The sequence below is a fragment of the Sphingobium aquiterrae genome (assembly GCF_037154135.1).
Classification (GTDB): Bacteria; Pseudomonadota; Alphaproteobacteria; order Sphingomonadales; family Sphingomonadaceae; genus Sphingobium; species Sphingobium aquiterrae.
The window spans coordinates 175,898-195,600 of the sequence record NZ_JBANFL010000010.1; the positions used below are offsets into that span (position 1 = coordinate 175,898).

At 63.0% G+C, this 19,703-nt stretch carries 17 protein-coding genes; 12 read left to right on the forward strand and 5 right to left on the reverse strand.

Annotated elements, in window-relative coordinates:
- Positions 1–17 precede the first annotated feature (17 nt).
- Positions 18–1,565: a vWA domain-containing protein gene (locus WFP78_RS12740; RefSeq protein ID WP_336962736.1), complete on the forward strand. Its 1,548-nt coding sequence runs from the start codon at positions 18–20 to the stop codon at positions 1,563–1,565.
- A gap of 104 nt (positions 1,566–1,669) precedes the next feature.
- On the opposite strand, the gene WFP78_RS12745 is transcribed toward WFP78_RS12740, so the two are convergent.
- On the reverse strand, positions 1,670–2,821 hold the full coding sequence (locus tag WFP78_RS12745) for a CaiB/BaiF CoA transferase family protein (RefSeq protein WP_336962738.1): 1,152 nt from the start codon (positions 2,819–2,821) through the stop codon (positions 1,670–1,672).
- Between the two features lie 73 nt (positions 2,822–2,894).
- On the opposite strand from WFP78_RS12745, the gene WFP78_RS12750 reads away from it, so the two are divergent.
- From WFP78_RS12750 to WFP78_RS12770, 5 genes are read left to right on the forward strand one after another with little or no spacing between them, the layout of a single operon-like run.
- On the forward strand, positions 2,895–3,851 hold the full coding sequence (locus WFP78_RS12750) for a hydroxymethylglutaryl-CoA lyase (protein WP_336962740.1): 957 nt from the start codon (positions 2,895–2,897) through the stop codon (positions 3,849–3,851).
- Positions 3,851–4,537, forward strand: coding sequence for an isochorismatase family protein (locus tag WFP78_RS12755; RefSeq protein ID WP_336962743.1), 687 nt, complete (start codon positions 3,851–3,853; stop codon positions 4,535–4,537). Before WFP78_RS12750 ends, WFP78_RS12755 begins: the two co-directional genes overlap by 1 nt.
- Positions 4,537–5,412, forward strand: coding sequence for a polysaccharide deacetylase family protein (locus WFP78_RS12760; RefSeq protein ID WP_336962746.1), 876 nt, complete (start codon positions 4,537–4,539; stop codon positions 5,410–5,412). The genes WFP78_RS12755 and WFP78_RS12760 overlap by 1 nt, the downstream gene beginning before the upstream one ends.
- Positions 5,409–6,326 carry a polysaccharide deacetylase family protein gene (locus tag WFP78_RS12765; protein WP_336962748.1) on the forward strand — a complete coding sequence of 306 codons (918 nt, stop codon included), beginning with the start codon at positions 5,409–5,411 and terminating at the stop codon, positions 6,324–6,326. The genes WFP78_RS12760 and WFP78_RS12765 overlap by 4 nt, the downstream gene beginning before the upstream one ends.
- A complete protein-coding gene (locus tag WFP78_RS12770) occupies positions 6,323–7,657 on the forward strand; it encodes an MFS transporter (RefSeq protein ID WP_336962750.1) in 1,335 nt (444 codons plus the stop codon). Before WFP78_RS12765 ends, WFP78_RS12770 begins: the two co-directional genes overlap by 4 nt.
- Before the next feature lie 14 nt (positions 7,658–7,671).
- Here the strand turns inward: WFP78_RS12770 and WFP78_RS12775 are convergent, their stop codons facing one another.
- The gene (locus WFP78_RS12775; protein ID WP_336962753.1) at positions 7,672–8,436 is read right to left on the reverse strand and encodes a GntR family transcriptional regulator; all 765 of its coding nucleotides are present in this window, start codon (positions 8,434–8,436) and stop codon (positions 7,672–7,674) included.
- Between the two features lie 285 nt (positions 8,437–8,721).
- Here WFP78_RS12775 and WFP78_RS12780 point away from each other — a divergent pair, with 285 nt between their 5' ends.
- The 6 genes from WFP78_RS12780 (at position 8,722) to WFP78_RS12805 (ending at position 15,809) form a co-directional block, all read left to right on the forward strand.
- Positions 8,722–10,149: a 3-isopropylmalate dehydratase large subunit gene (locus tag WFP78_RS12780; RefSeq protein ID WP_336962797.1), complete on the forward strand. Its 1,428-nt coding sequence runs from the start codon at positions 8,722–8,724 to the stop codon at positions 10,147–10,149.
- Positions 10,149–10,811: a 3-isopropylmalate dehydratase small subunit gene (gene leuD / locus WFP78_RS12785; protein ID WP_336962760.1), complete on the forward strand. Its 663-nt coding sequence runs from the start codon at positions 10,149–10,151 to the stop codon at positions 10,809–10,811. The genes WFP78_RS12780 and leuD overlap by 1 nt, the downstream gene beginning before the upstream one ends.
- 88 nt (positions 10,812–10,899) lie before the next feature.
- Positions 10,900–12,993, forward strand: coding sequence for a TonB-dependent receptor (locus WFP78_RS12790; RefSeq protein WP_336962764.1), 2,094 nt, complete (start codon positions 10,900–10,902; stop codon positions 12,991–12,993).
- Positions 12,990–13,850 carry a hypothetical protein gene (locus WFP78_RS12795; RefSeq protein ID WP_336962766.1) on the forward strand — a complete coding sequence of 287 codons (861 nt, stop codon included), beginning with the start codon at positions 12,990–12,992 and terminating at the stop codon, positions 13,848–13,850. Before WFP78_RS12790 ends, WFP78_RS12795 begins: the two co-directional genes overlap by 4 nt.
- On the forward strand, positions 13,847–14,410 hold the full coding sequence (locus tag WFP78_RS12800; protein WP_336962768.1) for an ureidoglycolate lyase: 564 nt from the start codon (positions 13,847–13,849) through the stop codon (positions 14,408–14,410). The genes WFP78_RS12795 and WFP78_RS12800 overlap by 4 nt, the downstream gene beginning before the upstream one ends.
- Before the next feature lie 91 nt (positions 14,411–14,501).
- Entirely contained in the window at positions 14,502–15,809 is a 1,308-nt protein-coding gene (locus tag WFP78_RS12805; protein WP_336962770.1) for an MFS transporter, read from the forward strand.
- Here the strand turns inward: WFP78_RS12805 and WFP78_RS12810 are convergent.
- The 3 genes from WFP78_RS12810 to WFP78_RS12820 form a co-directional block, all read right to left on the reverse strand.
- Positions 15,691–16,194 carry an Arm DNA-binding domain-containing protein gene (locus WFP78_RS12810; protein ID WP_336962772.1) on the reverse strand — a complete coding sequence of 168 codons (504 nt, stop codon included), beginning with the start codon at positions 16,192–16,194 and terminating at the stop codon, positions 15,691–15,693. The genes WFP78_RS12805 and WFP78_RS12810 overlap by 119 nt on opposite strands.
- A 313-nt stretch (positions 16,195–16,507) precedes the next feature.
- Positions 16,508–17,746 (reverse strand): hypothetical protein, encoded by a 1,239-nt coding sequence (locus WFP78_RS12815; RefSeq protein WP_336962775.1) that lies wholly within the window; start codon positions 17,744–17,746, stop codon positions 16,508–16,510.
- A gap of 176 nt (positions 17,747–17,922) precedes the next feature.
- Positions 17,923–19,632 (reverse strand): Atxe2 family lasso peptide isopeptidase, encoded by a 1,710-nt coding sequence (locus tag WFP78_RS12820; RefSeq protein WP_336962778.1) that lies wholly within the window; start codon positions 19,630–19,632, stop codon positions 17,923–17,925.
- Positions 19,633–19,703: the final 71 nt, after the last annotated feature.

The following is a 19,703-nucleotide window of genomic DNA, read 5'->3' on the forward strand; positions in this document are numbered from 1 at the left end:
CCAGTGGAGAAACGAAGATGCGCGCTCGCATATTGATGCCCCCGTCCCTGATCGCCAGCCTGATCCTCGCGGGATGCAGCCAGGCGCCAGGCGGCTCCATTGCCTATGAGGCGGCGAACGGCGCGATCCCTCCCGAGAATGGCGAACGCTATGATGGCCATGCGGTCAGCCCGATCCATCAGGTCGCGACCGAGCCGGTATCCACCTTTGCGGTCGATGTCGACACCGGCGCCTATGCCAATGTCCGCCGCATGCTATTGGGCGGACAGCCCGTCCCGACAGACGCCGTGCGGACCGAGGAGATGATCAACTATTTCCGCTACGACTATCCCCTGCCTGATGATCGCTCGGCCCCCTTCAGCGTCACCACCGATGTTTCGACCACGCCATGGAACGCCGGCACCCGCTTGTTGCGCGTCGGCCTGCGCGGCTATGATGTCGCCCGGTCGCAACGGCCGCCCGCCAATCTGGTCTTCATGGTCGATGTGTCGGGATCGATGCAGGATGCTGACAAGCTGCCACTGGTCAAACAGGCACTCTCGACCCTGGCCGACAGCCTGCGCCCCGACGACAGCGTGTCGATCATCACCTATGCCGGCTGGGTCGAAACGCTGGTCGAGGGCAGCCACGATCCCGCCGAGATCAAGGCGGCGCTCAGCGGCCTCGACGCCGCCGGATCGACCGCAGGCGGCGCCGCGCTCGCGCTCGCCTATGACACCGCCCGCGCCCACCGCATCCCCGGCGGCATCAACCGCATCATCATGGCGACCGACGGCGACTTCAATGTCGGCCTGTCAGACCGGAAGAGCCTGGAAGAGATGGTCAGGCAGAACCGGGAGGACGGCATCACCCTGACTACGCTCGGCTTTGGCCAGGGCAATTATAATGACGCGATGATGGAGGCGGTCGCGGACCTCGGCAATGGCAACCACGCCTATATCGACAGCGCCATGGAAGCCCGAAAGGTGCTGGACGAAGACCTCTCCTCCACGCTCTTCACCATAGCCAGGGATGTAAAGGTCCAGGTGGAATTCAACCCCGCGCTGGTCAGCCAGTATCGCCTGATCGGCTACGAAAACCGGGTGCTCAGGGAAGAGGATTTCACCGATGACAAGGTCGATGCGGGCGAGATCGGCGCCGGTCATCAAGTGACGGCAATCTACGAAATCGTCCCTGCGGACGCGCCCGGTTGGCTGGCCCCGCGCAAATATGCCGCCAGCCGTACCGCAATCGCCCGGATGGGGGACGCAAGCGAAATTGCAACGGTCCGCTTGCGCTACACGCTCCCCGACAGCGACAAGAGCCGACTGATCGAACGGCCGGTCGCCGCAACCCTACTGGACCAGGCGACAAAACCGGACGGGGACATGGCGTTCGCCGTGGCCGTCGCCGCTTTCGGTCAGAAGCTCCGCGGCGACACGAAACTGGGCGACTTCAGCTTTGCCGACATCACGCACCTTGCCGGCAGTCAGAACGGATATTGGCGACAGGAATTCCTTCAACTCGTGCGCATCGCCGAAAGCGGCGACCATCCGGACCGGGAAAGCGCCCGTCTGGAGCAGTGAGACGCCATACACGACCCCACTTCGTGGGAGAGTCCGGTGGGGCGCTGCAACCAAGTGCGATCAGAGCAGATCGCGTCGAGTCCTGTGAGCGGCGCGACTTCCAATCAGACCTCATTCGATTGATAGATCTCGCGAAGGATCGCCTCGGCATCCTGATCAACGGCCGGAATATCATGGCGCAGGCCCATGCGTTGTCCGTCAAGTTCGATTGGCAGCCCAGGAAGACGCGTTCTCTCGCCGCCCGGAATGGTCACGTCGATCAGTCCGCCCGACGCCGTCAGATGCGGATCGTCGAAAAGTTCATCCGGACGCACGATCGGCGCAAAGGGCAGCCCGAGAGATTCGAGTTTCGCGACAAGATCTTCGCGCACCATTGAAACGAAGAGCGCGGAGACGATGGGCAAGATCGCATCGCGGGCAAGCACCCGCTGGTTATTATGGGCATAGTCAGGATTGTCCCCCAACGCGTTCAGGCCAAAAGCATTGCAGAACTGCCTCCACTGGCCATCGCTGACCACGCCCACGAACAACTGTTCCCCTTCACGCGCGGTTTCGAAGACGTCGTAGATCGCCCATGCCGAGATGCGGACCGGCATGGGTTGCGCTGCATCCCCGGTCACGGCCTTTTGCGCCATATGCTGGCCGACCAGAAACGCCGTCGTTTCGTAAAGCGCGCATTTGACCTTGCCGCCCTTTCCTGTGCGATGGCGCCGTTCGAGCGCCGCGAGAATGCCGATCACGCCGAACATGCCGCCAGTGATATCCACCACCGACGATCCGGCGCGCAGCGGACGCCCCGGCGGGCCGGTCATATAGGCAAGGCCGCCCATCATCTGCGTCACTTCGTCGAGTGCGGTCCTATGCTCATAGGGCCCGTTGAGAAAACCCTTGGCCGAGCAATAGATCAGGCGCGGATTGTCGGCAAAAAGTGCGTCATATCCCAGTCCCAGCCGGGCGAGCGTACCGGGCCGGAAATTCTCTATCAGGATGTCGGCGCGGCCCGCCAGCTTGCGTGCGACCGCCAGGCCGCGATCCGATTTAAGGTCGAGGCAGATGCTGCGCTTGTTGCGGTTGAACATCGGGAAATAGCCCGCGCCCGACCCCAGCAGCTTGCGCGTCTGATCCCCGCCTACCGGCTCCACCTTCACCACATCCGCCCCGAGATCGGCGAGGATCACGCCGACCGACGGCCCCATCACCATATGGGAGAACTCAACCACCCGGATACCCGCCAGCGGCAAATTTTCTTCGTCCACGTACCAAATCCTCTACTCGACACTCGCCCATTTTGATATATAGTTAGTACAAATAAGCAAGGGCCAGGATGTGATGAATCGAAACGCCGCGATCGACATATTGGTGAGTGAAGTCGGGCCGCGCGACGGCCTGCAAAGCATCGCATCGATCATGCCAACGGATAGAAAAAAGGCGTGGATCGCAGCCGAGGCCAAGGCCGGCGTGCGCGAGATAGAGGTAGGCAGCTTCGTTCCGGCAAAACTGCTTCCGCAGCTTGCCGACACCGCCGAGATCGTTGCCTATGCCAAGACGATCCCCGATCTGACGGTGGCGGTTCTGGTCCCCAATGCGCGCGGGGCGGAGGCGGCGATTGCCGCGGGCGCGGACAAGATCACGCTGCCGCTGTCTGTCTCTGAAACCCACAGCCTTGCCAATCTGCGGCGCACGCATGAGCAGGTGATAGAGGAGGCGATCCTGATCGCCAGACTGATCCGGACCCTGCCGGCAGACCGCCGCCCACATTTCGAAGGAAGCCTTTCGACCGTGTTCGGCTGCACGCTGGAAGGGGCAATCCCCGACACCCAGATCGCGCGCCTGGCCGCCTCACTGATGGATGCGGGCTGCGACGAGGTCGGCCTGTCCGATACCACCGGCTATGCCGATCCGGCGGCGGTCAAGCGGATGATCGCCCTTGTCCGTGGCGTGGTGGGGGACGCCGCGTTGACCGGCATCCATCTGCACAACACCCGTGGCCTTGGCCTCGCCAACGCGCTGGCGGCGCTCGACTCGGGCCTCACCACGCTCGATTCCTCGCTCGGCGGGATTGGCGGCTGTCCGTTCGCGCCGGGCGCCAGCGGCAACATCGTCACCGAGGACCTGGTGTTCATGCTGGAGGCGATGGGCCTCCGCACCGGCATCGATATCGACAGGTTGCTGGCGGTGCGCGAAATCGTCACCGCCGCTCTGCCGGACGAGGAGATGTTCGGCTTCCTGCCTGATGCAAAGCTCCCCCTCGGCTTCATGCCTGCCCGCACTCTGGAGTATATGTGATGAGCGATCTTGTTGGCACCCGCATGGTTTCGGACGGCAGGACCGCACGCCAGATCTTCGAGGAGGTGATGGCGAACCCGGCGCGCGCCAAGTTCGGCTTTGGCGACAAGCTCGCGATCGTGAATGTCGACTTCCAGAACGCCTATACCCGGATCGACGAGTTCAGGACCGCCTATGAGACCGATCCGCGTCAGATCGAGTATGTGAATACCATCTCCGCCCTCGCCCGCGCCAAGGGCATGCCGGTGGTGTGGACGCATGTCGCCTATGCCGAGGATGCCAGCGATGCCGGCGTCTGGGGCACGCGCACCGACACGCCGGACTCGCTGCAGAACATCAAATATGACTCGCGCCGCCACGCCTTTGACGATCGTTGCGAGATCGATCGTGCGAAGGACGCGATCTACACCAAACGGATGCCGTCCCCCTTCTTCGAGACACCGCTGCAGAGCCTGCTGGTGTGGCACAAGGTCGATACCGTGGTGATCACCGGCGGATCGACCTCGGGATGCGTGCGCGCGGCCGCGGTGGACAGCCTCAGCCGCGGCTATCGCACGATCGTTCCGATCGAGACGTGCGCCGACAAGCATGAGAGCTATCACTTCGCCAATTTGACCGACCTTCAACTCAAATATGCCGATGTCGAGCCGGTGCGGACGGTGATCGACTGGTTGGAGGCCCGCTGATGCGTGAAGGCGAAGCCGATCCCGGCCTGTATGATTTCCGCCCCTATCGCGGTCGACCGAAGCTCGAATGGCCGGATGGCAAGCAGGTCGCGGTATGGATTTCCCCCAATATCGAATATTACGAACTCGATCCGCCCGCCAATCCGCATCGCAAGAGCTGGACGAAGCCGCATCCCGACGTGGTCGGCTATGGCCATCGCGACTATGGCAACCGCATCGGCCATTGGCGCATGGCAGAGGCCATGACCAGGCACGGCTTTCCCGGTTCGGTCAGCCTGTCGGTGGCGATGTGCCAGCATCTGCCCGAAGTGGTCGAAGACGCCAATGCGCGCGGCTGGGAATTCTTCAGCCATGGCATCTACAACACCCGCTACAGCTATGGCATGGACGAGGGTCAGGAGCGCGCGCTGATCGAGGATTCGATCCGCACCGTCCGCAATGCGACCGGACAGACGATCAAGGGCTGGCTCGCCCCCGCGCTGACCCACACGCCGCGCACGCTGGACCTGATCGCCGAATATGGCCTCAGCTATACCTGCGATCTTTATCATGACGACCAGCCGGGCGAAGTGAACGTGACGTCGGGCCGCCTGATCTCGATGCCCTATAGCCTTGAGGTCAACGACCATTATGGCTTCTTCGTCTACAACATGTCCCCGCGCGAATATGCCGACATGCTGATCCGCCAATATCAACGGCTCGCGGACGAGGGCGGTACGGTGATGTGCATCCCCCTGCATGCCTATCTGATCGGCCAGCCGCATCGCATCGGCCCGTTCGAGGACGTGCTGAAGCACATCGCCGCCGACGGCCGCGCCTGGATCACCCGGAGCGGCGACATCGCCGACCATTATGTGCAGCAGGTGACGGTATGAGCCTCGATCCCGGCTATCTCGACTATCCGCTCCGCAAGCGGGGGATGGATCACGATCTCTACGCCTATTCGAACATCTTCGAACGCCAGCCGATCGCCTGGCCCTCGGGCGCGCGGGTCGCGGTGGCCATCGTCGTCAGCCTCGAATGGTTTCCGATCCTGCCGACGGACAAGCCGTTCCGCGCACCTGGGCACATGGCCACGCCCTACCCGGATTATCGCCACTATACCTCGCGCGAATATGGCACCCGCATTGGCTTCTACCGCCTGCTCGATGCGTTCGCGAAATTTGGGGCAAGGGTCTCTGTCGCGACCAATGGCGCCATCGCCGAACGCTATCCGCGGATCATCGCCGACATCCTCGCCGGTGGGCATGAGATCGTCGCGCATTCGACCGACATGAACGGCACCATCGCCTCGGGCCTTCCCGAGGACGAGGAACGGGCGCTGATCGCCGACTCGCTCGACGCGCTCGCAAAGGTGGCAGGCACGCGGCCCACCGGTTGGATGTCGATCGCCCGCTCGCAATCCTTCAACACCCCGCGCCTGCTCGCCGAGGCGGGTCTCGCCTATATGTGCGACTGGGTAAATGACGAGCTGCCCTATCGCTTCGCGACGCCCGCGGGCGATCTGGTCAATGTGCCGATCAACCACGAACTGTCCGACCGTCAGATCATCACCCTCCAGCAGAACGGCATCGACAGCTATGTCGAACAGATGCGGGATGCGCATGCGCTGCTGGCAGGCGAAGCGGCGCAGTTTGGCGGGCGGATGCTGCCGCTGCACATCACGCCCTATATCATGGGGCTTCCATACCGGATGGACGCCTTCGAACGACTGCTGCATTGGCTTGCCACGCAACCCGGCACCGCGTTCCACACCACCGGCGAGATTGCCGACGCGCTGACCGGATGATGCGCGACGCGGATGCCGGCGCGCACTGGACGGCGCTTCAGATCCTCGTTGTCGTCATCTGCACCGTCATCAATGCGCTGGACGGCATGGACGTGCTGATCGTGTCGATCATCGCGCCCTCGCTCATGGAAGATTGGGGGATCGGCCTCGGGGCGCTGGGGATGATCTTCTCGGCCGGACTGTTCGGCATGATGATCGGTTGCGTTGTCGTGGCGCCGTTCGCCGATCGTTTCGGGCGTCGCCCGGTGGTGCTCGCCGCATTGACGATGCTCACGGTCGGGATGGTCGGCACCGGGCTGGTCGATACCGTCTCCGCGTTCACCGCATTTCGAGCGCTCGCTGGCGTAGGGATCGGCACGCTGCTTGCCAGCATCGCGGCACTGTCGGGGGAGTTCGCGCCGCCGGGCCAGCGCAGCATCGCGATCGGCTGGTTCCAGGCGGGCTATCCGATCGGTGCCGTGGCGACCGGACTGGTGGCGCTTTGGGCGATACCGGCCTTTGGCTGGCAGGCGGTGCTGGTCGGGGCAGGCGGCGTCGGCGCGATCCTGCTGCCCGTAGCATGGAAATTCTTGCCGGAATCAGTGGCCTTTCTGGAGGCCCGCCAGCCGCCCCGGGCGCTCGCGCGATGCAATGCGCTGCGCCGCCGGATGGACTGGCCCGAACTAAGCGAACTTCCACCGCCGTCCACATCGCGCGGGGTGCCGATCGCGCAACTGTTCGGGCCGACCCTCTGGCGCGCCACGCTGTTGCTCTGGCTGGCGACCTTGGGTGGGTTCGCAGCCCTCTATTTCATGACAAGCTGGATAACGAAACTCGCCATCATCGCGGGTCTCGACCATGGGGATGCCATCTGGGCGACGACGATCTTCAACCTGGGCGGTTTCGCCGGTGGCCTGACGATGGGGTGGCTGGCGGTCCGCCATCGCGTGGGCCTGTTGATCCGCAATTTTCTGGTCCTCGCCGCGCTGTTCATGACGGCATTCGGCACCGGCATGCCGCTCGCGCTGCTGCTGGCGACGGCGGGGGCGATCGGTGTGACGCTGCAGGGCGGGTTCACGGGCTTCTACACGCTTGCCGCGCAACTCTATCCGGTCGAGATACGCGGGTCCGGCATTGGCTGGGCGCTGGGGATCGGGCGCGGCGGCGCGATTATCAGTCCTCTGGCCGGCGCCTATCTGCTTGATGGCGGGTTGCCGCTATGGATGGCATTCGCATGCTTCGCCGTTCCGCTGGCCATCAGCGGCATTCTCGCCTCGCTCGCCGGACGGAATGTGCCCGCGGATCTGACCGGAGTCGTTTCCAGCAAGCCGGCCCCGCTTCCGCAAAGCTGAAAACGCCCCTGGGCTCAGACCTTCACGCCGTGCAGGTCGAGCCGGATCTGATAGCGATCCGGACGGAAATGCGCCTGGATATGCTGGATCGGCCGCTTGCCCTTGTCATAGACCGTGCGGCTGACGCGCAGCAGCGCCGATCCCATATCAACCTGAAGCAAGGATGCGAGGGCAACGTCGGCCAGGGTGGCCGTGATCGTCTGGTGCGCGGCACCGATGCTGATCCCGGCCTCCTTGATCAGCGCGAGCATCGGCGTCTTGCTCAGCGCCGCGCGTGTCAGGTTCACGCCCAGCGCGCCCGGCACATGGGTCTCGTAGTGACCGAGCGGCACATCGTCCTGCCAGCGGACGCGAACCGCGCGCACAAGGTCGGCCCCCGGTTCCACGTCCAGGATCACGCTCATCGGGGGCGCCGCCGCCACCGTCTCCAGTTCGATCAGCTTGACCTGCGTGTTGCGGCCAAAGGCGATCAGCGATTCCATGGCCTGGTCGATATCGCCTTCGATCGGCTTGGCCGGCGGCTGAAAGGTGACAATGGTGCCAACCCGCTGCTTGCGCGCCACCAGCCCGGCCTGTGCCAGCTCATCCAGCGCACGCCGCGCGGTGATACGTGACACGCCGAAGCTTTCCGACAATTCCTGTTCCGTGGGCAGTCGCGATCCCACGGCGCGCTGCCCGCTGGCGATCTCCCCGCGCAGCTGGAGGAAAATCTGGTGATAGAGCGGGATTGGCTGAAATCTGTCCACGCCGGTCGTGACCTCCCTGGCCTGTTTGGGCATCGATCCGCTCTCCCCTGTTGCAACGCTGTGGGGCGCATAGCACTCAGATACAACTTATAACAATTAGCCGTTCACGAAACGTCCGCACATCGCAACACGCATTCCCCGCCGTCGATCGCCGGCAGCGGCGATGTGCTTGGTTACAATTTTGCGTATTGTATTATCTCCATAACAATTATATTGTCCTATACATATACCAAATCAGGCGCGCGTTGCAGGGAACGTGCCGCCACCGCATGGGGACATTGGGGGATAATGCAGGACTTCGCCTGCCCATTGACCGGAATGGAAGCCGAGCCGCAGGTGCGGACGGGCCATACCCTGTTCGACAAGATCTGGGCGATGCACCGGGTGGCGGCGATCGACGTGGAAACGGATCTTCTCCTGATCGACCGGGTGCTGTTGCACGAGCGCACCGGCGCGGTCGCATTGAAGAGCCTGGAGGCGGCCAAGCGCGCGGTGCTGGCGCCACGTCAGGCATTTGTGACCATGGACCATGTCGTCGACACCCGGCCTGGGCGGACCGACGCCACGATCATGCCGACCGGTACGGCGTTTATCACCGCCACGCGCGAAGCGGCGCGGACCGCCGGCCTGACCATATTCGACCTGGGCGATCCCGATCAGGGGATCGGCCATGTCATTTCGCCTGAACTGGGCATCGTGCTGCCGGGCGCCACATTGGTCTGCCCGGACAGCCACACCTGTTCGCAAGGCGCGCTGGGTGCGTTGGCATGGGGGATCGGATCGACCGCTGCCGAACATGCGCTGGCGACGTCCACATTACGCGTGAAGCGGCCCCGGGCCATGCGTATCACCATCGATGGCCGGCTGCCCGACTGGGTGACTGCCAAGGACCTGGCGCTGTACCTGCTGGCACGGCTCGGTTCAGGCGGGGGTGCGGGGCATATGATCGAATATGCAGGCGACGCCATCGCCGCGCTCGACGTCGAGGCGCGGCTGACATTATGCAACATGGCGACCGAACTGGGCGCCTTTTCGGCGATCATCGCTCCGGATGAAAAGGTTTTCACCCATCTGCGCGGGCGCCGCTACGCCCCTGCCGGCGCCGACTGGGACACCGCGATGGCTGCCTGGCAGGATTTGTGCAGTGATGCGGATGCGGTGTTCGATGTCGAGCACCGGATCGATGCGGCGGACGTCGGCCCGATGGTCAGCTGGGGCATCAGCCCGCAACAGGCCGTGGCACTGGACGGCGCCGTGCCGGACTATGCGGACGTGGCGGCACGCGATCCGCGCGAACTCTACGACCGCGCGCTCGCCTATATGGATCTGGCGCCCGGCCGCTCGATGATCGGGCTGCCGATCGGCGCGGCGTTCATCGGCTCCTGCACCAACAGCCGGATTTCGGACCTCCGGCGGGCCGCGGCCGTGCTGAAAGGGCGCAAGGTCGCGCCCGGGGTTAAGGCAATCTGCGTTCCCGGATCGACGCAAGTGCGCGCCCAGGCGGAGCGCGAGGGGCTGGACCAGCTTTTCCTGGATGCCGGGTTCGAGTGGCGGGAAGCGGGCTGCTCGATGTGCTTCTATGCGGGGGGAGAGAGCTTTGGCCATCGCCAGCGCGTGATCAGTTCCACGAACCGCAATTTCGAGAGCCGCCAGGGGCCGGAAACGCGAACGCATCTGGCGTCTCCGGAAACGGTCGCGGCCTCGGCCGTGGCGGGTGCCATCGCCGACCCGCGATGGCTGCCCTGATGGAACCCTTCACCACCCTCACCGCGATCGCCGCGCCGTTGCTGCGCGACAATATCGATACCGACGCAATCATCCCTTCGCGCGAAATGCGATCGGTTGCCAAAACCGGATTGACCCACGGCCTGTTCGCCGGCTGGCGCTATATGACGGTGGGTTCACGCGAACCCAATCCGGCCTTCATCCTCAACGATCCTCGCTTCGCCGCCGCGCGCATCCTGCTTTCGGGTGCCAATTTCGGGTGCGGGTCGAGCCGCGAACATGCGGCATGGGCGCTTGCCGAATACGGTTTTCGCGCCGTGATCGCGCCGTCCTTCAACCCGATCTTCTTCGGCAATTGCGTGAACAACGGCATCGTCCCGGTCGCACTGGACCGGGACGCGATCACCCGGATCGCGGCATCGCTTGGCGACTGGCCCGCGGATCGCCCGGTGACGGTCGACCTGGAGCATTGCGCCGTCGCCACCGCGCAGGGCGAGCGCTGGCATTTCCCGATCGATGACGAGGCACGCACCATGCTGCTTGGCGGGATGGATGCCATCGAACTGACCCTGACCCAGCGCGCCACGATCGAGCGGGTCCGCGAGGCCGATCGTCGCCGGCGGCCATGGATCTACCTGCAACGAACATATGAAGATCCCGCAAAGGGGCAAACAAGCATCTGATCAAAAACACATATCAGAACAGTGGAGGTGACACGCTATGCACGTACGGACAACTGGTTCGCTCCTGACAGCAATATTGCTCGCGAGTGTGCCGCACTATGCTTTTGCGCAATCGGACACGCCGACCACCGCCCCGCAAGCCGAGGTGGGTGCCGAGGACAATGGCGGCCTGTCGGAAATCACCGTCACGGCGCGCCGCGTTAAGGAAAGCCAACAAAAGACGCCGATCGCCGTCACCGCGTTGAGCGGCGCGATGCTCCAGCAATTGTCCACGTCCGACTCGATCGACCTGTCCGGCCGCGCGCCGAACGTGCAGGTCATCCAGACCGGCGCGGGCGCGGGCGCGGCATCGGTGTTCATCCGCGGCATCGGCAACAACGCGCTGGGCTTCAACCTTGCCAATCCGGTCGGCATCTATGTCGACGATGTCTACATGCCGCGCCTTCAGGGGTCGCTGATCGACCTGCTCGACCTTGAGCGTGTCGAAATCCTGCGTGGGCCGCAGGGCACGCTGTACGGCCGCGATTCCACGGTCGGCGCGGTCAAATATGTCAGCAGGACGCCCGACCTCAACGACGCCCATTTCCTGGGCAAGGCGGTGATCGGCGATTACGACCGGCGTGACGTGCTGCTGGGCGCCTCGGTTCCGATCATTCCCGGCCAGCTGGCGGTAAAGGTGGACCTCTCGTCGCGCAGCCAGACCGGCTACATGATCGGTGTCAATGCCAACGGAAACGACGATGGCCAGCGCGGCAACGGGGTCGATCGCCAGAGCAGCCGCTTCTCGCTGCTCTGGACGCCGAACGATGCGTGGCGCGTGAACTATATCGCGGACATCAGCAACGACGATTCCGGCTCGACGATCCCGACCCGCATCTCGTCGCCGACCGGCGGCACCTGCGCGCCGGCGGTCGCCGCGTGCGTCCCGCGTTTCGGTTCGCCCTACAAGACCGGCATCAACGTCGTTCCTGCTGGCTATGCCCGGGCATGGGGCAACAGCCTGCGGGTCGAATATGATGCGGGTCCGGCGGTCATCAAATCGATCACCGCCTACCGCGAACTCGACTCGCTCGACGTGATCGACCAGACCCGCCTGCCCGGCGCCGGCGTGCTGCTGAAGGACCTCAAGGCCCAGAACCAGTTTTCGCAGGAACTCCAGATCGCGTCGAACACCGAAAGCCGGTTCAGCTGGGTCGCGGGCCTCGTCTATTTCCACGAGAAGATCGACCATGATGCAAACCTCTATACCACCCACAATATCGACGACACGCAGAAGGCAGACAGCTACGCGGCCTTCGCGAACCTGAACTATGAGTTGATCGACGGCCTGCACGTCGAGGTCGGCGGGCGGATCAGCCACGAGAAGCGCGCGATCGACCGTGTCCTCTTCCCGATCGGCGGCGGCGCGCCCCTCATCACCGGCGCCACCGCCTTCTCGGAAACGAAGGGGACGTACAAGCTGGGCCTCGACTATGCGATCACGCCTGACATCATGGTCTATGCCTCCCACTCGACCGGCTACCGCCCGGGAAGCTTCGCGAGCACATATGGCTCGCGCGTTCCGGAGGTGCTGCTCGGCAATACTGGCGCCGAAACCGCCGAGAATAACGAAATTGGCCTGAAGTCCGAATGGCTTGCCCGGCGTCTGCGCGTCAACGTCGCGGCATTCGATACCAAGTACAACAACATGCAGACGCAGTTGACCGCGGTGCCCTACAACGTCACCGCGACCGACTTCAGGTTCAAGGGCGTCGAGGTCGAGATGGAAGCCCGGCCGACCCGTGGCCTGTCGCTGTTCGCCAGCGGCGGCTATCTCGACGCCGAAACCCTGTCCGGCTCCAACAAGGGCATGCGTCCGCGCCTGACACCGGAGTTCCAGTTCTCGGTCGGCGGCGAGTATCGCTATACGCTGGCGAGCGGCACGGAACTCTTCTTCAACGTCAATGATGTGTACACGAGCAAATATACGACCGATCCGTCCAACGTATCCTCGGCCACCCAGGGCGCCTATTCGCTGCTTGGCGCAAATGTCGGCGCGGAATTCGACAACGGCAGATATCGCCTCTCGGTTGGTGGCAAGAACCTGACGGATTCGGCGTATTTCAATGGGACGTCACTCAACGTCTCGCAATATTACGGCGCGCCGCGCACCGTGTACGTCGAAATGCAGGTGAAGCTATGACCCCAGACTATGTCCTCATCGACACTGACGCGATGCCGGTGGAGGAAGATCCGCGCAACCCGGGAAAGCAGACCCAGCTTCTCCTTTCCCGGGAGGATACCGGCGGCGGCGTGGTGCGCATCAGCTACTGGCCGGCGGGTTTCACCGAAAAGATCCGCAACATGGCGACCGACGGACATCGCCACTACCATCGCACCGTCAACGAGCGCCACTATGTGCTCGGTGGCGACTGGACCGCCCTGTACTGGCCGGACCCCGAAGGGAAGCCGGTTCCCAACCGCCTGACCCGTCACCATTATCTGGAAAACCCGCCTTTGGCGCTGCACGGGATCAACCGCGATCTGGGCCCGGATACCGGGACCAAGTTCCTCGTCTGGACCAGCGGTCCTGGAACCGACGTCTATGAGCCGGAGGCCGAGACCGAATCCTTCGACGTCGCGTTCGAGGGCGAAGTGCCGTCCGAAGTGAACAGCGTGCCGATCCTGTTCAACGCCAAGGACCGGCCCTGGCTGCCGCACCCGCAACAGCCCGGCTGGCTGGTCAAGGAGCTTTCCCCCCGGCAGGAAACGCTGCCCGGCGTGACGCTGGTCAACATTCCCGCCGGTTCGCGCGCGTCGATCCATGTGCCCTCGCCGGACGGAACGGTGAAGCGCTGGCTGTTTCTCACCTCCGGCGATCTGAAGCTGGAGTTGCGCGGCAGGGACGGCACGGTGCCAGCGCAGATGCATGAGAACGGCTTCCTCGCATGGCGCGACCATGCGGAGGTCGTCAGCGAAGACCGCGTCGTGAGCGAAGGCGGCTGCGTGGCGATCTGCGTCGGACATGTGCTGGGTAGCGAGCCGGCAGCGACAATTTGAAGGACAAACAGGATATGGATTTTCGCCCCCTGAAGGTCGAACCTGTCACACATGAGGCGTTTGCGCCTTATGGCGTGCTGGTCGGCGTCGACGAAACGGTCGGTTCGCGTACCGGCCAATTCTATGGTGACAAAGTGGAGCTATGGGCACCCGGCGGGTTCGTCAGTGACGAACAGACCCGCCTCAGCGTTGCTCGCATACATGCGCGTCCGCCGCAGGTGATCTGGATGGAGCGGCATTTCAAGCATACCCAGACCTTCATTCCCCTCGGCGGAAGCGCATTCGTCGCGGTGCTGGGTGCTCCAACCTCCACCAACCAGCCGGACCCGGACACGGTTCGCGCCTTCTACTTCGACGGGACATGCGGGGCGCAGCTGAACCTGGGCACGTGGCACGAGTTTCCGTTCCCCGCCAACGAAGTTGCCGAGGTCGTCGTCATCATCCGCAAGGAGACCCAGGAGAATCTGGAAGTGAAGGACAATGACGAGGCGATCGGTGACGATCTGGAGAAACGCAACCTCCAGGCCCGGCTGGGCTTCGGTTTCACCTACCAGTCGTGACGGGGCAGCAAGCAGCACCGGCTGACGCCCCGTTCAGTCGTCTTGGGGGCCGCGCGCAATGCGGGCGGCCCCAGCGGGGAGCGCACGCACCATGATCTCGAACAAGAACGGTACCGCCTATCGCTGGTATGTCGTCTACCTGCTGCTGCTGATCTTCATCCTCTCCTATCTCGATCGCTACGTCCTCACCTTGCTTATCGAGCCCATCAAGAAGTCGATGGGCCTTAGCGACCTCCAGGTCGGCCTGCTGCTGGGCCCCGCATTCTCGCTGTTCCATGTCCTGGTGGGCATTCCGCTCGGATGGTATGCCGATCGCGCGAACCGGAAATATCTGCTGATCGCCGGCATCGTCGTGTGGTGCGCGATGACCGCGGGCAGCGGCTTTGTGAATAGCTTCATCCTGCTGCTGATCCTGCGCCTCGGCCTCGGGCTGGGCGAGGCTGTCGTCAGTCCCGGTTCCGTATCGATCATCAGCGACTATTTCGACCGCAAGGAGCGCGCGCGCGCGATCAGCCTCTTCATGGCGGGTCCCTATCTGGGGGCCGGGCTCGCCTTTCTGGGCGGCGGTTTCGTGATACGCTGGCTGGAAACGCTGGGCCCGATGACGCTGCCGTTCGCCGGCGAGATGGAGCCCTGGCATATGGCGTTCCTGCTGGTCGGCCTGCCGGGTCTTGCCTTCGCCGCGCTGATGCTCACGGTGCGCGAACCCGAACGACGCGAGACGCTGGCCCCGGCGCAAGGTTTCGGAAGTGCCTTCAGTTATATCCTCGGGCGCTGGCGCGGGTTCGGCGCGTTGTTCATCGGCTCCTCCTGCAACTTCGCGATCAGCACGCTCGCCTTCTGGAACATTCCGCTATTCCAGCGGATCTGGGGCTGGAACATCGCGGAGATCGGCGCGGTCACCGGAATCTTCTATTTCACCGCAGGCCCGATCGGCACCGCGCTCGCGGTATGGGCACAGCGCAGGTTCGCGCAGAACCATGTCGACGGTTCGTTGCGTGTGCTGATCCTTGGGCTGCTCATCGGAGTCCCCGCCAGCGCACTTTATCCGATCATGCCCTCGGCCGGGCTGGCGGTCGTTCTGATGTTCGTCGCGTTCATCGGGAAATCGGTGGCGACGGCGGGTGGCCCGTCATCGATGGCGCTGATCACGCCAGGCGAGATTCGCGGGCAATCCCTTGCGATCTACAACAGCGTGATTGCGTTGATCGGCCCGCTGTTCGGCCCGCCGTTGGTCGGCTGGGCAATCGACCTGAGCGGCGATCCGAAGTCGATAGGGGTCATGCTCTTCGGTTATGTGACGCTGATCGGCATTCCGTCGATCCTTTTGGTCTGGCTCGGGCTGAAGCATTATCGGGCCGAGGTCCAGGCCTTAGAACGCACCCTTCACGTCGATTGACCCGCCAATCCGGAAAACCTGGCGAGCGGCGAATTTGCGGCTGATCAGCGTCGCGAACGGCGCATGTGGGGGATCGCATGACGTCGGCTTTGGCGAATGTAACGACGAGCAGCCTTAAATACACTGCTCTTTCGTGCCTTGGTAGGCCGATCTCAGGATAGCGTCCGAGAGCCAGGCGCTTCTGCTTGCCGAAGTAGCGATATTTATAACGCCACAGCATCGACCCGTTGGGACGGATCTCAAGATAGTGGCCCTTCTCGTCAGCGCAGTGGTAGATTTTTTCCGCCGGGCGGAGGTTGCGGATCTGGAGGTCTCTGAGCGGCACAGCGAATCTCCTGGACTGGTCCTGGGAGACGCTGGTCGAGGGACTATCGGGTGGTGCCATCAAAATCCGGTTGGGGCCATCATGGCCTCGCTCGTGGCACCTTATGGCCCCGGATGGTCTGACATCGCCTGAGACATCCCGGGATCGGTGAAATCTATAAATAGCAGAAATCTGCCATTTTGTCGATCTCTACGGGACGGCCCGGGGAGAAAAAATGGTGCCAGAAGAACACTCCCATCGGGCACCCAAACGGCTGATTTTCCCTGCAAATCGGCAGTGGAAAACGACCGGCACCATCAATAGCACCAACAGGTCGTCTGGAAAAGGGTGGACGTCGCCGGACAGGGGTAAAAATACGCCGTCTGACAACCGCCTAGTAGTAGCCATAAGGCGGACGAAAGGCGTGATCATCGTCCTCGCCGAACAGCTTGTTTTTCTCGAAACGCTGCTCGAGACCATCAGCCGAAAGCGCCGCCTCGCGCGAAGCCAGCCTGCGCTCGGCCAGACTCAGGAATTCGGCGACGCGGCCGGTGCTCGCTGACATTTCGTCGCCGCGCAAATTCGCGACCAGCCGTCTCAGCCGATCGAGCGAGGCCATCTCTTCGAGCACCTCATCCAGTGCCTTGCCGCGGCGCTCGGCGATATGGTCCCTGCGAAGGGCGAGTTCGCGCAGCCGCCGCTCTTCCTCGCGTTGCCGCGCCTGCTCCTCGCGCTTGACCTGATCGTCTTTCTTCGCCGCCGCCAGCACCGCGATGCCGACCGCGATGTCGCTGGCCATGTTCTCGATCCGTTGAACCTTCGCGTCCTTGAAGGAACGCCGCAGGCTACCCCCAAGCAGGTAGGAGTGCTCCAGCTCGAACACGAGCAAGCCGGTCGGGTGATAATCCCATTCAGGTCCACGCAGGGCTGACCAGTTGAGATCAGCACGCCAGCTGCCAGGGTTGTTCCAGTTTCGCTCTCGACGCTTTCGGGCCGCCTCCTGCTCGGCGAGTTCCTTCTCGGTCGGCACATGCTTTTCGCGTCGAACACCCTCGCTGATCGAAAAGCCGATCGTCTCGCCCTCGCATTGGAAGCTCGCGGATTTCTCGCCTCGCACCAGCTTGATCCCGAGCGCCTCCGCTGCCGCCGCGATACGGCAGAGCGCGAGTTCCAGGCGATCGATCGAGGCCGGTGCGACGTTGACCTTGACCACGTTCAAACCTTCGACCGTGACGAGCCCGTTGATCGACGAAGGCTTCGCCTTGCGGAGCTGGGAGATTGTCCGATCGACGATGGGGTTTGCTGGAAAGACCGCCTCCGTATCGATGGACGATGCGAGCAGTCGTGCGTTCTCACGTGCGGTCGCGATCAGCTCGGGCTCCGGCCGCAATTCGCCGGCCGCAATCGTGATTCTGTCGGACGTACCTGTCTTCGCTCTGGGTAGTGGCGTTTGCTTGACCGGCTTGCCAGCGGCCTTCTTCGCCCACCAGCCGAGCGGCGGGTTCGGGATGTCGTGCTTCCGGCAAATCTTGTGGAGCGCGACGTCCGACAGCGCGAACTCCTTGGCGAGATGCGTCATCGGCTTCGACCAGACGAGATCGTAGAATTCCTGTCGGATGAATACTATCGACATGCGCTAAAGCACCTTGATCAGACGCTAGAGTATCCGATTATTATACTCGATTTGCCGAACCCGTTTCATCCGTCCCCGCTTCGCGCGGAGACACGATGCGTGAACGCGCTGCGCTGGTCTTTTGTCTACACAGCGGCCGCAACAAGGCATTTCTCCCACTGCGCCCCGGAGAACGATTAACGAGGCAATGTAGTTTGCCGGGTCCGCATTTCGCGCCACCGAATATATTGCTCGCGTTTTTTTGGATCTGGATCTTCCACCGCCTTCAGCCAGAAATCGAACCAGTCGAGATTGCGTTGATAAAGGGCGCGTCGGTGCGCTGGCTGCCATTTCACGTGATTCTCGCCCGGGAAAACAAACATGTCGACGGGCTGATCGTATTCAGTCAGCGCGGTGTAGGTCTCTAGACTGACCAGATATTCATCTTCAGATAACTGAAGCAGAATGGGCGTTGAGACCGTCTCCGCGTTCCGAGCAAGCGAAAAGCCCCGCCAGAAATCGGGCTTGTCCTCGGTGACTCCTGGCCAGCCACGCTGTCGGCGCTTCACCGCCTCTGACGGTCCCACCATTGTAGCGGCGGAGACGGGATCTTCGCAGCAGCTGCTGAGGGACGCTACGGAAAATTTGTTATCGTGCAGCAGAGCGAAGATCGCTGTCGAAGCCCCGTCGCTCTGACCGGTGATCCCCAACTTCGTCGGATCAACAACGCCTTGATCGATCGCAATTTGGACACCGTGCTGCAGTGATGACTGCACGCTGCGGCGATCCTTCCAGCCTTCCAGTTCGACCTTTTGGCGCTCCGTCGACGTGTCGATGTGAGCGAGCGTCGTATAGAATGGTTCTGGGCGCTGGAAGCTTAGAACTGCAAATCCATGGTTGGCGAAAAGCTGTATGGGGTACTCGTCGCCGGTTCCGCCGCGAAGAAAGCCTCTGGTGGTGTACTGTACTACGATTAGGGGATGACGTTGGCCGGGTCGATGAGAGGGAGGGAGGACCAGATCGCCGATCGTTTCGAGACCCTCGTCATTTTTCCAGTGAAGCCGCTCCACCGTACCAAGGTCAAGGTTCTGAAACTCGGGGTTTGGATCGTACAACGGTGTGATAACGCCGGAAACCGGATTCAGCTTTATGATGCGCCTTGGCTGGAGCGAGCCCTCCTGCACGCACATGAGGTCATCAACTAGCGCCTTGCAATCGGCCAGGATGTCGTTCGTAACAAGAACCGGCTTCGGTTGTGCCTTGCCGACCCGCCAACGATAGAGCGTCAGGACGCTTTGCGCCCAACCGCCTACGCTTAGATATCGGAGTTCTGTCCCGCCTGAATCCCACCATGCTCCGATGACACGGTCGTCGCAGCCCGGTCCTGCGCATTGGATCACGCGGCCATTCGAAAGCCTTACGGCAAGATTGGTGGCCGAGGCGTAGTAACTGGGGTCCTTTGCCCAGGACCACGCCACGGAGCCGCCAGTGCTTACCGCGCCTGCGATCGCGTCCGGGGGAAGCCCAGGTTGCAGCAGCGCGCCGACTTTGCGGGCTTCAATGGGGGTGGCTGAGCGAGGGTCGGCTGCGCCCGGCTCCGTCACCAGATAGGCTTCCTCAATCGGAGCCGCCGGCATCGGAACGCTGGAGGCCATAGGAACCGACCGTGCGTCGAAGTGATGGCCAGAAAGACCTTCCCGCTGGATGGCCGCAACCGCATCGGCCAAGCCCGGCCGGCTTTTCGTGATCACTCCTGCTCCGTCATCGGTCCAGGCGAAGTCGTCCACATCGACCAATGACCGTGTAACCTGTTCTGATTTGGTCCCGTCGGCAGAGGCGCGCCAAACCTGGGTAACGCCACCTCCAACCCGCTTCAAGAACGCGACCCAACGCCCGTTTGGTGTCAATCGGCGTGCAAACGGGACCCCTTATCGGCGCGCAAAAGGGACCCCCTGTCAGGATGGCGGAACGTTGATGT